12 protein-coding genes and 2 pseudogenes are annotated in these 12549 nt (G+C 51.1%); 10 read left to right on the forward strand and 4 right to left on the reverse strand.

Annotated features, from left to right (window positions below; all coding sequences use genetic code 11):
- Positions 1 to 244 precede the first annotated feature (244 nt).
- From LDL70_RS10445 to LDL70_RS10470, 7 genes and pseudogenes are all read left to right on the forward strand, one after another.
- Positions 245 to 796, forward strand: a complete 552-nt coding sequence (locus LDL70_RS10445) for an SH3 domain-containing protein (RefSeq protein ID WP_225685006.1) — start codon at positions 245 to 247, stop codon at positions 794 to 796.
- Positions 797 to 1006: 210 nt separating this feature from the next.
- Positions 1007 to 3478, forward strand: a pseudogene (gene uvrB / locus LDL70_RS10450) (excinuclease ABC subunit UvrB); the annotation flags it as partial.
- A gap of 45 nt (positions 3479 to 3523) precedes the next feature.
- Positions 3524 to 3715: pseudogene (locus LDL70_RS18075) on the forward strand (hypothetical protein); the annotation flags it as partial.
- 239 nt (positions 3716 to 3954) lie between these two features.
- A complete protein-coding gene (locus LDL70_RS10455; RefSeq protein ID WP_225685008.1) occupies positions 3955 to 4878 on the forward strand; it encodes a lytic transglycosylase domain-containing protein in 924 nt (307 codons plus the stop codon).
- Positions 4879 to 5187: 309 nt separating this feature from the next.
- The gene (locus tag LDL70_RS10460; protein WP_139316403.1) at positions 5188 to 5523 is read left to right on the forward strand and encodes a hypothetical protein; all 336 of its coding nucleotides are present in this window, start codon (positions 5188 to 5190) and stop codon (positions 5521 to 5523) included.
- On the forward strand, positions 5505 to 5720 hold the full coding sequence (locus LDL70_RS10465; RefSeq protein WP_022710150.1) for a cold-shock protein: 216 nt from the start codon (positions 5505 to 5507) through the stop codon (positions 5718 to 5720). The genes LDL70_RS10460 and LDL70_RS10465 overlap by 19 nt, the downstream gene beginning before the upstream one ends.
- 530 nt (positions 5721 to 6250) lie before the next feature.
- Entirely contained in the window at positions 6251 to 6742 is a 492-nt protein-coding gene (locus LDL70_RS10470; protein WP_075656380.1) for a BA14K family protein, read from the forward strand.
- A gap of 75 nt (positions 6743 to 6817) precedes the next feature.
- On the opposite strand, the gene LDL70_RS10475 is transcribed toward LDL70_RS10470, so the two are convergent.
- Positions 6818 to 7459 (reverse strand): MBL fold metallo-hydrolase, encoded by a 642-nt coding sequence (locus LDL70_RS10475; protein WP_075656045.1) that lies wholly within the window; start codon positions 7457 to 7459, stop codon positions 6818 to 6820.
- Positions 7460 to 7825: 366 nt separating this feature from the next.
- Positions 7826 to 8107 carry a hypothetical protein gene (locus LDL70_RS10480; RefSeq protein WP_022710147.1) on the reverse strand — a complete coding sequence of 94 codons (282 nt, stop codon included), beginning with the start codon at positions 8105 to 8107 and terminating at the stop codon, positions 7826 to 7828.
- Positions 8108 to 8418: 311 nt separating this feature from the next.
- On the opposite strand from LDL70_RS10480, the gene LDL70_RS10485 reads away from it, so the two are divergent.
- The 3 genes from LDL70_RS10485 to LDL70_RS10495 all read left to right on the forward strand — a co-directional run bounded on the left by LDL70_RS10485 (position 8419) and on the right by LDL70_RS10495 (position 11172).
- A complete protein-coding gene (locus LDL70_RS10485; protein ID WP_051138994.1) occupies positions 8419 to 8940 on the forward strand; it encodes a MarR family winged helix-turn-helix transcriptional regulator in 522 nt (173 codons plus the stop codon).
- 139 nt (positions 8941 to 9079) lie between these two features.
- Positions 9080 to 9787 carry a response regulator gene (locus LDL70_RS10490; protein WP_022710145.1) on the forward strand — a complete coding sequence of 236 codons (708 nt, stop codon included), beginning with the start codon at positions 9080 to 9082 and terminating at the stop codon, positions 9785 to 9787.
- A gap of 89 nt (positions 9788 to 9876) precedes the next feature.
- Positions 9877 to 11172, forward strand: coding sequence for an ATP-binding protein (locus LDL70_RS10495; RefSeq protein ID WP_075656378.1), 1296 nt, complete (start codon positions 9877 to 9879; stop codon positions 11170 to 11172).
- Between the two features lie 46 nt (positions 11173 to 11218).
- Here the strand turns inward: LDL70_RS10495 and LDL70_RS10500 are convergent, their stop codons facing one another.
- Positions 11219 to 11566, reverse strand: coding sequence for a tRNA-binding protein (locus LDL70_RS10500; protein WP_225685009.1), 348 nt, complete (start codon positions 11564 to 11566; stop codon positions 11219 to 11221).
- Positions 11567 to 11938: 372 nt separating this feature from the next.
- Complete coding sequence (locus LDL70_RS10505) at positions 11939 to 12439, reverse strand: YbjN domain-containing protein (RefSeq protein ID WP_022710142.1); 501 nt, start codon at positions 12437 to 12439, stop codon at positions 11939 to 11941.
- Positions 12440 to 12549 lie beyond the last annotated feature (110 nt).

Here is a 12549-nt window from a genome sequence, read left to right on the forward strand (position 1 = left end):
ATATTGAGCCGGTAAGCATTCAGGCTACATTCACATAATTCCGTATAGATTCTGACAAACGAAAAAGCTCCGCTATCCGTCCGTCCATATTCCGAATGGATGTATGACGGAACCGGAACAGGTGCTTATTCGTTTATAATTCATGGCGCCCTTTGATGCTCTGAGCTCAGAAAGCCTCTGACATGAAAAGCGCGCAGATTGTTCTGCTGCAAAAACAGACAATTCATCACGGGGAGACCGAAAAATGAAACTTGGTATCAAATCGGCAATTATTGCCCTTGCTTTATTCTCCGCCACAGCCGCACAGGCTGCGAATGCGATTGTAACAACCAATCTTAATCTGCGTACCGGCCCCGGCACGAATTATCGTACGCTCGGCTCTATTCCGAACGGTGCACGCGTTGATGTGAACGGCTGCACCAGGGGCTATGGCTGGTGTCGGGTCAATTACGCAGGGCGCTCGGGCTGGGCATCTTCACGCTATCTCGCAGTGCGCGAAGGATCATCCGGTAACTACAGCAATAATAATTTCGGCAACACAGCTGCCGCCATCGGCATTCCGCTGATTGCCGGCGTAGTTATCGGCTCGGCGATCAACAATGACAGGTATGACCGCTGGGATCGTCCATATTATCGCCCGCACCGCCCATATTACAGACCGCATTACCGGCCGAATTATCGTCCGGGCTGGGATGGATACCGTCCGGGTCGTCCGGGCTGGGAAAACGGCCATCGTCCGGGACGTCCGCACTGGAACCGCCCGCGTCGCGGCGGTGATGGTCCGCACGGCCAGTAATCACTGAGCCTCTAAAAACGCCGCAGGGATTTTCTGCGGCGTTTTTTTGTTTCTGATAATTATCAGGCAGAATGAAAACGTACCCTTTTCGTTCTATACTTATATGCCTATATTCGCTAATGTCTGACTACCCGCTTTCTTTTGATCGGGTTACAGACTGGCTGTATCCATCATCTGCCCTTTGCTTCTGTTTGCCGAGAGAGTTCTGACATGTCCAAAAAAGATAAGTCATCACAGCCCCCTGCTGATTTGAACAAGCAGCAACAGGGTTTCGGCGAAGCGCCTCAGGCAGAATTTTCAGGCATTCCGCTCTCCTCTTCGGTCGGAGACTGGTCGCGGATGATCAGTGAAATGGCTGAACAGCCGGAAGCTATGCCTTCCGCATCAGTCGCTAAAAAACCGGCAGCAAAAAAAACAGAAGCGAAAAAAGCACCGTCTTCCAGAGCCAAGGCAGCCACGCTGAAAGAACGCGTCGCGGCAGGTCTTAATCCTGTCTCCGGCATGGATATCACCATGGAAGATGCAGCCAATATGCCTTCCAGCGGTGCCACTGCAACTGTGGAAGCTCTGTCTGCTTTGATTGAATCCGGCAATCCGCTGTTCAAAAATGGTAAACTCTGGACACCGCACCGGCCGGAACGCCCTGCCAAATCTGAGGGCGGCATCCAGATTAAAATGGAAACCGAATATACCCCTTCCGGTGACCAGCCGACAGCCATCGCTGATCTGGTAGAAGGTATTGAAAACAGCGACCAGACACAGGTTCTGCTTGGCGTGACCGGTTCGGGTAAAACCTTTACCGTTGCCAATATTATTGAACGCACGCAGCGTCCTGCTCTGATTCTCGCACCGAATAAAACACTGGCAGCCCAGCTATACGGAGAGTTCAAAAGCTTCTTCCCGAATAATGCGGTCGAATATTTCGTATCCTATTATGATTATTATCAGCCGGAAGCTTATGTGCCGCGCTCCGATACCTTCATTGAGAAAGAATCCTCGATCAATGAAGAAATCGACCGGATGCGCCACTCCGCAACCCGTTCGCTGCTGGAGCGCGATGATGTGATTATCGTCGCCTCGGTCTCCTGTATTTACGGTATCGGTTCCGTCGAAACCTATACGGCGATGACCTTTGAAATGACCATCGGCGACCGTCTCGATCAGCGCCAGTTGCTCGCCGATCTCGTTGCACAGCAATATAAGCGGCAGGATATCAATTTCGTGCGCGGTTCCTTCCGTGTGCGCGGCGATACGATTGAACTCTTCCCTGCCCACTTGGAAGACCGTGCATGGCGTATCTCGCTTTTTGGCGATGAAATTGAAACCATCACCGAATTCGACCCGCTAACCGGTCAGAAAACCGGCGATCTAAAATCCGTAAAAATCTATGCGAATTCGCACTATGTAACGCCGCGCCCTACCCTTAATCAGGCGATCAAATCCATCAAGGAAGAGCTGAAGCACCGCCTCGTCGAGCTGAACTATGCCGGACGTCTGCTCGAAGCCCAGCGTCTTGACCAGCGCACAACCTTTGATCTGGAAATGCTTGAGGCAACCGGCTCCTGTGCAGGCATTGAAAATTATTCGCGTTATCTCACCGGCCGCCAACCGGGTGAGCCGCCGCCGACTTTGTTTGAGTATATTCCTGATAATGCTCTGGTTTTCATTGATGAAAGTCACGTTACCGTTCCGCAGATCGGCGGCATGTATCGCGGCGACTTCCGTCGTAAAGCAACGCTCGCGGAATACGGCTTCCGCCTGCCATCCTGCATGGACAACCGCCCGCTGCGCTTTGAGGAATGGGATGCCATGCGTCCGCAAACCATTGCAGTATCGGCAACACCGGGCAAGTGGGAAATGGAGCAATCCGGCGGTGTATTTGCTGAACAGCTGATCCGCCCGACCGGCCTGATTGATCCGCCGGTTGAAGTACGGCCAGCCCGTTCGCAGGTCGATGATGTGCTGGGGGAAATCCGTGAAACCGCAAAGAACGGCTACCGCTCACTGGTCACAGTGCTGACCAAGCGTATGGCCGAGGACCTGACAGAATATCTGCATGAACAGGGCGTACGCGTCCGCTATATGCACTCGGATATTGATACGCTGGAGCGTATCGAGATTATCCGCGACCTGCGCCTTGGTGCATTTGATGTGCTGATCGGGATTAACCTGCTGCGCGAAGGTCTGGACATTCCTGAATGCGGCTTTGTCGCTATTCTCGATGCGGATAAAGAAGGTTTCCTGCGCTCAGAAACCTCACTGGTGCAGACAATCGGCCGTGCAGCGCGAAATGTCGATGGCCGCGTTATTCTTTATGCGGATACGATCACCGGCTCCATGCAACGCGCGATGGAGGAAACCAGCCGCCGCCGTGAGAAGCAGGTCGCCTATAATACCGAACACGGCATTACACCGGCGTCGGTGCGCAAGAATATCTCGGATATTCTCAATTCCGTTTATGAGCGGGATCATGTGCGCGCGGATATCAGCGGCTTTGCCGAACAAGGCGGCATGGTCGGCAATAATCTCGGCACGCATCTTGAACATCTTGAGAAGAAGATGCGTGACGCCGCGGCCGATCTCGACTTTGAAACGGCTGCAAGACTGCGTGACGAAATCAAACGTCTGCGAGAAAAAGAGCTGGCTATTGCCGATGATCCGCTGGCGCGTGAAGCGGAGCTGTCCCTTGAACGACCGTCCAGAGGTGGCAGAACATCACCGTCGCCATCACTGTTTAAAAAACCGTCGCTCGACAATATGGGCCCCGGAACAGATATGGCGAAACCGCTCGGCCCGCAGAGCGACGACGATCCGGCTCCGGTAAGACGGCATCGTGCCGGTGCAGGCTCCTATGAAGATCCGGTAGATGTAAAGCGTAAAACCCGCCGCTCCGGCAAGACCGGGCGTCCCGGCAAATAGCGTCTGCTTCTTGACCGTATTGACAGCACAAGACGGAAAACGCATGAAAGCGATGTGCGTTTTCCATTTCTTAGAGCGTCGCGCGCCCTTTCGGGCGTACAAAAATCGCTCTAACATTTTATATTTGCAGTATAATTTCACTTTAAACTCATTCAAGTTTAAGAAATTATGCTCTGGCATTAACATATGTCTCAAAACCCGCGCAGGACTTTTGCGATATATTCTGACAGGATCAGCCTATGCGCCTTCCGGCCGGATTATTTGCTGCACTCATGCTGTCTGTTCCGGTCTCTGGTCTGTCTGTTGCCTTTGCACAGGAGCAGCAGGAAAAACCAACCGAATCCACCCCTCCCGTAACGGAGAAAAAACAGAGCGAGAAGTCTGACGCCGCTGCGAAACCTGCGCCGGATGTTGCGCAAATCTGCCGCCTGATTGCCGGATCGGCTGAAAAACATGGCATTCCGCCGAATTTCTTTGCCCGCTTGATCTGGAAAGAAAGCCGTTTTGACCATCTGGCTGTCAGCCCTGTCGGTGCGCAGGGTATTGCGCAGTTCATACCTTACACAGCCAAAGAACGCGGCCTGACCGATGCTTTTAATATTGAACTGGCTCTGCCCGCCTCGGCATCGTTTTTGAAAGATTTGCATGGCAGTTTCGGCAATTGGGGGCTGGCAGCAGCGGCCTATAATGCAGGGCCGACACGCTTGTCCAACTGGATGAAGAATGGCGGTTTTCTGCCGCTGGAGACAGAAAATTATGTTCTCTCCATTACCGGCAAAAGCGTGGATCATTTCAGTACCGGACAAGAGCTGACTGACACGCCGCTGGATGACAAGCTGCCCTTTCAGCAAGCCTGCCAGCTTTTACCCGTCATCAAATCCCGCTCAATCTCTATGGCACAGCTTAATCCGTTTCCATGGGCGGTTCAGGTGGCAGGAAATTTCCGTCAAAGTATTGTCAGCGCGCAATGGAACCGTTTGCGCAAACAGAATCCGAAACTGTTTGCCGGTCGGGAAATCTATATTTCCCGTGTGCGCAGCCCGATCGGCAGAAGAGGAATCTATGTCGCCCGCCTCGGTGCGAACAGCCGTCAGACAGCGGATAATCTCTGCCAGACCATCAGAATCAGTGGCGGCTCGTGCATCATTCGCAGAAATCGCTGAAACTTTCAGAGCCTTTGGCGACAATGAAAGTGAAATACACGGGGCTGCATCACTTTCCGGAATAAGCGACAACCCGAATACACAACCGGAATGCCAGCAATTGTTCAATTTCAGCAGTGAAAACAACGCTCTTTAAAATCGAAAGCAGCCTTTTCGTGTATTTTTTTCTCAAAATATGCGATTTTTTAAGTGATCCGACTTCTTCCAACCATAAAGAACTACATAATTCAGTTATTATACAACAATTTTCAAAACTAAATAAAACTTAAGTCATCTTGAATTTCTTTTTAGTGAAGTATCTTTGTATTTATGACTATTTATTTTTTATTACAGCCCATCTTGGCAAAGAAAAAACAGCGTCATAACAAAAATTTGCTTGCCAAATACCTCTCTATAGATCAGTCTTCAAATGTTCGGGCATTTGGCGAACAATGGAAGACTGGAAGAACGGCGCGCCGGAACCGCTATAAGCTCCGGGTCAGGCAACTGACAATGATCGGCTCCTTTCCTGATTTCGATAACTGCCTGCATACCCCTACCGCTGGGCGTGTGGTGCGCATAGCGGTTCGAAAAATTCCGTTGCGGCTGAAAGGCCAAGACGGCGCCAAGGAAAAGGAACGTATCCCATGGCACAAACCGGCGTAGTCAAATTCTTTAATGGTGAAAAAGGCTTTGGCTTTATCAAACCGGATAATGGCGGACCAGATATTTTCGTACATATCTCTGCTGTTCAGGCTTCCGGCCTCACAAACCTCGCTGACAATCAGAAAGTTTCTTTCGAAACTGAACCGGATCGTCGCGGCAAAGGCCCTAAAGCTGTAGACATCAGCATTACCGAGTAAAAAGCACCAACTGCCTATATATGATTTCTGCGTGACATTCTCACAGAAGTCAGATTGCAAGCAGTGCTTTATCCAGAAACCCCGGTTACGCCGGGGTTTTTTATTATCTGCAGAGCGGCTCCTGTGAGCGCTCGCTGTTCACTTTCTGATACAGTCTGAAAACCAAAAAAGACGGCTCAAACCAGCACGCAGAGCATTACGGGATTGCTTCTTTCATTAGAGAACCTCCTATCCCGTTGTTTTCATGAATGTCTTACAGCTGAAGCCCGCCTCCCTCTAAGCAATGTGTCCGCACGCCCTCAAAGCGCATGAAGCCATGTTTTCAAATCCACGCTGCTTGTCATTAATCGTGACATACGGAGATATTTAAAAAGCTGAACATTCCCCCTATTTTCTGTTCAGCAAGCATTCATATGCCCTGCTCTAATGATTGGTCATCATCTTATCACAGCACATAAAGTTGCAGATGAGAGAAGACCAAAACCGGCATTATCGAATGCGTATAGCTTCGTAAGGAGGCACAGATTATGATGAATAAGTTGACCAAGACCGCTCTGATCGCAGGCCTCTCCATTGCCACGATAGCCGGCAATCTTTCAGTTGCATCCGCTGATGACTGGGGACGCCGCCACGGGGGCTGGAACAATGGCGGCTGGAATCATGATAATGGCTGGCGCAACCGTGACAGAGACTGGGATCGCCGCGACCGCCGCCGTGATCGCAACAATGCGATAGCAGCAGGCGTGCTTGGCCTTGCAGCCGGTGCGATTATCGCCGGTGCCATGTCGCAGCCGCAACCGCAGCCTGTTTATCGTGAACCGATTTACAATGCACCGCCACCGCAGACTTTCTACCCGGCCCAGCCGGCACGCGGAAATTATGGCCGCGACTACCGTGGCTCTTACCAGCCATGGACACGCGAATGGTATAACTGGTGCTCCCAGAAATACCGCTCCTTTAATGCGCAGTCCGGTACATTCCGTGGCTATGATGGTCAGGATCACTTCTGCGTCGCAAACTGATCCCGTTCAGATAAAAAAACCGCCGGTCACTCCGGCGGTTTTTTATTAGAGTTTTGGGTGCCCTTGGCAACTCATTCACACCAGAAACGGATTGCCTCTGCGCTCATCGCCAAAGCGGCTGCCTGCACCATGACCGCAGATAAAGCTGAATTCATCACCAAGCGGCAGCAGTTTCTCTTTGATAGAACGGATCAATGTATCATGATCTCCGCCCGGCAAATCCGTACGGCCCACGGATCCGTTGAACAAGACATCACCGACAATTGCAAAATGCATGGCTTTATTGATGAAAACCACATGTCCCGGCGAATGCCCCGGACAATGCAAGACTTCAAAATTCTCACCGGCAACCTGTAGAACATCGCCTTCTTTCAGCCAGCGATCCGGCTGAAAATTGCGGAAGCCTTCTCCCAGACCGAATTTGGCCGCCGAGGCTTCCACATTGTCGTAGAGAAACGCATCCTCTTCCTGTGAACCGATAATCGGCACCTGCAAAGCATCACGCAGATCAGCAGCAGCACCGATATGATCGACATGACCATGGGTGATCCAGATCTCTTCGATCTTCAGCTGATTGTTCTCGATCACTTCTTTCAGCGCATCAACATCACCGCCCGGATCAACAACAACGCCTTTTTTACTGTCCTTATCGAACAGGATTGTGCAATTCTGCCGAAAAGGCGTGACTGCCACTATGATTGCCTGAAGCTTGCTCATTTATCACCCGATTATCGTTTGCGTGCTCTGACCGGTTTTCGTTTTGCCTAGAGCGCCGTGTGCCAGATCTGGCACACAAAGGACGCTCTAACACTTTAAAATTCGCACATGTCTGGTTCAAATGGATTCATCTGAGCTCCCGCGAACATGCGCCCATAGAAGGATCCAGAGTAAGTGCCATGCGTATAATTAAGCGCGGCACGCTCTGGTGCAAACAAAAAGGACAGCCGTAGCTGTCCTTTATATAGGCCGGATAAATCAAAAAAGCAGTGCATCGCGCACCGCCTGAAGAAAAAACATATTCATAAGACCGGCATGACATCCCGCCCTGCCGGTCATAAGGTAATTAATCCCGAGTTTTTACGGTCAGGCTTTATTAGCCATGCTGTTTTTAATCAGACCGATCACGGCTGTCAGAACGGCACCACCGGCACCGCCGCCGATCAGCTGTCCGACAATACCGCTCAAAGCAGAATCGACACCGCCACCGGCCAGCATTGGCAGAAGCTGACCGAGGATCAAACCGCCGATACCACCGGCAACTGTATTGCCTGTTGTTCCAAGGCTGAGATTCTTAACTGCACCGGCCAGATTGCCGCCGACAGCACCGGCGACTAACTGTACAAGAATAGGAATAATGGCATCCATAATTGTCACCCCAATTAATGTTAAACATCAAAGTAGAACGCCTTGACATCTTGATGATGACAAGAAAAAGGAGACTGTCAATTCTTATAATTATTACCTGATAAATTCAGCATGTTTCATCCCTCCGGAACTGCCCGCAATCATACAGTTTCACACAGAATCAGATTTAAACGGCAGATAGTGTGAAAATGCAGCATGTTGCGCCGCAAAATATTGCCATGGTTGTTTCTAAAGCGGATAATGGAAAGTAAGATGCAGATAATCTATCCGCATAGCAAACAGGCTGATAGAACTAGCAGGCTGAAATATGAATGAACCGGAGACCGGACGTGCGTTTCAATCACAATGATACTACTATTCGTGCCGCCCTCTCAGAAGATGAGGTCAACGATCTGGGCATCATTGAACTTCTGTTCTTTTCCTATCGCGATTTTACAGCTGATCCCGATAAGCAGCTTGAAACCATGGGCTTCGGCCGCGCACATCACCGTGTGTTATATTTTGTCAACCGCAAGCCCGGCATGAGTGTTGCGGAACTGCTGGATGTTTTGAAAATCACCAAGCAGAGCCTTGCCCGCGTTCTGAAACAACTGGTCGATAACGGCCATATTATTCAGCTGACCGGTGAAACCGACCGCCGCCAGCGGGAATTATATCCGACTGTTTCCGGCCGCGAGCTTATTCTTTCTCTGACACAACCACAGTCAAACCGCATTGCCGCGGCTCTGGCGGAAAGCAATGTTACGGAAAAACAAATTATCCAGAATTTCCTGAAAGCCATGGTCAACAGCGACCAGCGCGATCAGATCGACAGCCTGCCGCTCAGCCGGTAAATATAAACAGCCTTCATTCACATAGTGTGTATATCCGAAGGCCGTGCACACAGATAAACAGACTGCAGAAGCCGAGATAACAAGCTGAATACACGCCTCGCCTGAGGCAGGAAAAGCTCTGTACTGAAAGGGTAAACCAATGACCAGCGAAGACACAATTCTGTCCGACGATGCCCCGCACCTGCTGGTGGTTGATGATGATACCCGTATCCGCAGCCTGCTCTCGCAATATCTGAGCACCACCGGTTACCGTGTCACAATGGCAGCCAATGCGCAGGAAGCCCGCCGCAAGCTCGAAGGCATTGATTTCGATCTCATTATTCTCGACGTCATGATGCCGGGCGAAAGCGGTGTGGAGCTGACCCGCTCCCTGCGTGAGCAGAAAAATGTGCCCATTCTGATGCTTACCGCGCTTTCAGAAACTGACAGCCGTATCAGCGGCCTCGAAGCCGGTGCCGATGACTATCTCTCCAAGCCGTTTGATCCGCGCGAACTGACCCTGCGTATCAATAATATTCTGCGCCGCGGTGCCCAGCCGACACAGCATATTATTGAGCAGATTGTTTTCGGCCCCTACACTTTTTCTATTCCGCGCAAGGAACTCAAACAGGGCGGCGAAGTTATCAAACTGACGGATCGTGAACAGGATATTATGACGATCTTCGCTGAACGCGCCGGTGAGACAGTGCCGCGTCATGAACTGACCGGTCAGGACGGGGAAGTCGGAGAAAGAACAATCGATGTGCAGATCAACCGTCTGCGCCGCAAGATTGAAGTCGATCCTGCCAATCCGATCTGGCTGCAAACAGTGCGCGGCATCGGCTACAAGCTGAGCATTGAGCAATAAAAGCGCTCGTCGCCAATAACATAATCCTGACGGACAGGAGAGAATAGCAGTTGCTCTGGAAAAGGTTTTCCGACTGGCTGGCATTGCGTATGCCCAAGCGGCTTTATGCGCGCTCGCTCATCATCATCATCGCTCCGATGGTGCTGTTGCAGTCGGTTATTGCCTTCGTTTTTATGGAGCGGCACTGGCAGATGGTCACAGAGCGTCTGTCCACTGCGGTTGTGCGCGATATTTCTGCTATTATTGATATTCTGGAAACCTATCCGCAGGAACCCGATTACGCGAATATCATCCGTATTGCGCAACAGCGGCTGGATCTCAACGTATCTGTTCTGCCACCCTCGCCGCTGCCACCGCCGGGGCCAAAACCGTTTTTCTCCATCCTTGATTATTTTCTCAATGAGGAAATCACCCGCCAGATCAATCGCCCGTTCTGGATTGATACGGTCGGGGATTCTGACTTAGTAGAAATCCGCATTCAGCTGGATGACAAAGTCTTACGTGTTTTTGCCAAGCGCAGTCAGGCCTATGCATCCAATACGCTGATCTTCCTTACATGGATGATCGGTACGGCACTGGTTTTGCTGACTATTGCGATTGCCTTCCTGCGCAATCAGATCAAACCGATCCAGCAATTGTCAGAAGCGGCTGAAAGCTTTGGTAAAGGCCAGCCGATGCCTGCCGGTTTCCGTCCCCATGGTGCTGAAGAAGTGCGCAAGGCGGGCATTGCCTTCATCCAGATGCGCGAACGCATTGAGCGGCAGATTGAACAGCGTACAGCCATGCTCAGCGGCGTGAGTCACGATCTGCGCACCATTCTCACGCGCTTTAAATTGCAGCTGGCCATTGCAGGCAGCAAGATTGATACGGTGCCGCTCAATCAGGATATTACCGACATGCAGAATATGCTGGAAGGCTATCTGGCTTTTGCACGCGGTGAAGGCAGTGAGGAGCAAGGCGTTCTGGATCTGCAAATCCTCATCACAAAACTGGAAGAAGAAGCGCGGCTGCGCAATCGCGGCTTCTCCGCCGAGATACACGGCAACAGCAATATTCACGTCCGCCCGAATGCGTTCACACGACTGGTCAGCAATCTCGTCGGCAATGCTTTCCGCTATGCGCAATCCGTGCATTTAACGGCAACCCATGAGAATGACTGGCTGACCATTGTTGTCGATGATGACGGCGCGGGCATACCGGAAGACAAGCGGGAAGAAGTTTTCAAACCCTTTGTCCGTCTGGATGAAGCCCGCAATCAGGATGCAGGCGGCACAGGTCTGGGCTTAGCGATTGCCCGCGACATCGCCCGCAATCACGGCGGCGATATCACACTGGACAGCAGTCCGACCGGCGGTCTGCGCGCCATTGTCAGCATTCCTGCCTGATGCATTCTCAAGCGGTTTAAATGAGACAGCGTAACGCGGTATAAGACTAGATTAGCTTCTGCCCGTTCGGCACATTCCGCTCTGTTGCCGCCAAGACAATATCGCCATTTTCATCGGCAAATCCGAGCGTCAAAACTTCGGACATAAACGGACCGATCTGGCGCGGCGGGAAATTGACAACGGCCAGAACCTGACGGCCGACCAGCGTTTCCGGCGTATAATGAACAGTAATCTGTGCGGATGATTTTTTAATACCGATCACATCGCCGAAATCAATTTTCAGCTTATAGGCAGGCTTGCGGGCTTTGGCGAAAACTTCCGCTTCAATAATCGTACCGGTGCGGATATCGACTTTTTCAAAATCCGCAAAACTGATTTCCTGCTGCTCAGACACGACACCCCCGCCCATACTTGTAAAGCGTGTCGCGTGTAATTTTATCCACTGCGCCCGCTCTGTCTCCAAGTTTTACGCATGTCACAACCGGAAAACCGGTAGCCGCTTTTCCGCGACATGCTCTAGAGCATAATTCCTTAAACTTAGATCAGTTTAAGACAAAATTATGCTCTAATTTTAAAGTGTTAGAGCGAGTTTTGTGTGCCAAGCCTGGTACACGGCGCTCTAGAGCATTTCACAGTCAAATTGGATCAACTTGACACCCGTGATAATGCGGCAAATTAAAGAATCTAGAGCGAGCACTGTGATCCAATCTGGACGTAAACCGCTCTAACGCTGCCATTTTAAACAGGCAGCGTTTGTTTTATCACCTTAAGCCCGACCGACTGTTTCAAACAGCACGCCCTGCAAAGCTTCTTTCGCCGGCACACCCGACCAGACTACAAACTGGAAAGCCTGATAATAGCATTCACAGGCTTCCAGCGCGCTGGCCAGCAATACTTCAACCTGACGGCTGGTTGGCTTAGCGCCGCCCGCCAATAACAGGGACTGACGATACATAATCGCCCCTTCCTGACGCCACAGATCAAAATGCCCCATAAGCAGCTGCTCATTAATCAGAGAGAGCAGACGCATGACTTCATTCACGCGCGGCTCACTCACCTTTACATCAAAGGCGCAGGCCAGATGCAGCGCTTCAAACTCTTCCATCCACGAGAATGAAAGGTGATAATCTGTCCAGTTACCGACAACAGAAACTGCAATCTCATCGTCACCGGTACGGTCAAAAGCCCAGTCATTGGCATGCGCAACCTGTTCAATGACATCCACCGGATGTGCATCGCGAGCGATATCGAGCTCAAGAAGGTTCATGTTCGTTCCCTGTTTTTGGGCTTACCTGCAAGAGTAAAACCCGGATTCCGGCTGTCATAAACACGCAGCCGGAATGTATCCCCCGCAGCAATCGCCACAAAAAAGACACA

Source organism: Pseudochrobactrum sp. XF203, assembly GCF_020341615.1.
Taxonomy (GTDB): Bacteria; Pseudomonadota; Alphaproteobacteria; order Rhizobiales; family Rhizobiaceae; genus Pseudochrobactrum; species Pseudochrobactrum saccharolyticum.

Bases quoted from the DNA above. Each gene is read 5' to 3' on its own strand.
- LDL70_RS10485 (WP_051138994.1), top strand. From the start codon at position 8,419: ATGAACCGGAGACCGGACGTGCGTTTCAATCACAATGATACTACTATT.
- LDL70_RS10480 (WP_022710147.1), bottom strand. From the start codon at position 8,107: ATGGATGCCATTATTCCTATTCTTGTACAGTTAGTCGCCGGTGCTGTC.
- LDL70_RS10505 (WP_022710142.1), bottom strand. From the start codon at position 12,439: ATGAACCTTCTTGAGCTCGATATCGCTCGCGATGCACATCCGGTGGAT.
- LDL70_RS10475 (WP_075656045.1), bottom strand. From the start codon at position 7,459: ATGAGCAAGCTTCAGGCAATCATAGTGGCAGTCACGCCTTTTCGGCAG.
- LDL70_RS10460 (WP_139316403.1), top strand. From the start codon at position 5,188: ATGACTATTTATTTTTTATTACAGCCCATCTTGGCAAAGAAAAAACAG.
- LDL70_RS10470 (WP_075656380.1), top strand. From the start codon at position 6,251: ATGAATAAGTTGACCAAGACCGCTCTGATCGCAGGCCTCTCCATTGCC.
- LDL70_RS10465 (WP_022710150.1), top strand. From the start codon at position 5,505: ATGGCACAAACCGGCGTAGTCAAATTCTTTAATGGTGAAAAAGGCTTT.
- LDL70_RS10490 (WP_022710145.1), top strand. From the start codon at position 9,080: ATGACCAGCGAAGACACAATTCTGTCCGACGATGCCCCGCACCTGCTG.
- LDL70_RS10445 (WP_225685006.1), top strand. From the start codon at position 245: ATGAAACTTGGTATCAAATCGGCAATTATTGCCCTTGCTTTATTCTCC.
- LDL70_RS10455 (WP_225685008.1), top strand. From the start codon at position 3,955: ATGCGCCTTCCGGCCGGATTATTTGCTGCACTCATGCTGTCTGTTCCG.
- LDL70_RS10495 (WP_075656378.1), top strand. From the start codon at position 9,877: ATGCCCAAGCGGCTTTATGCGCGCTCGCTCATCATCATCATCGCTCCG.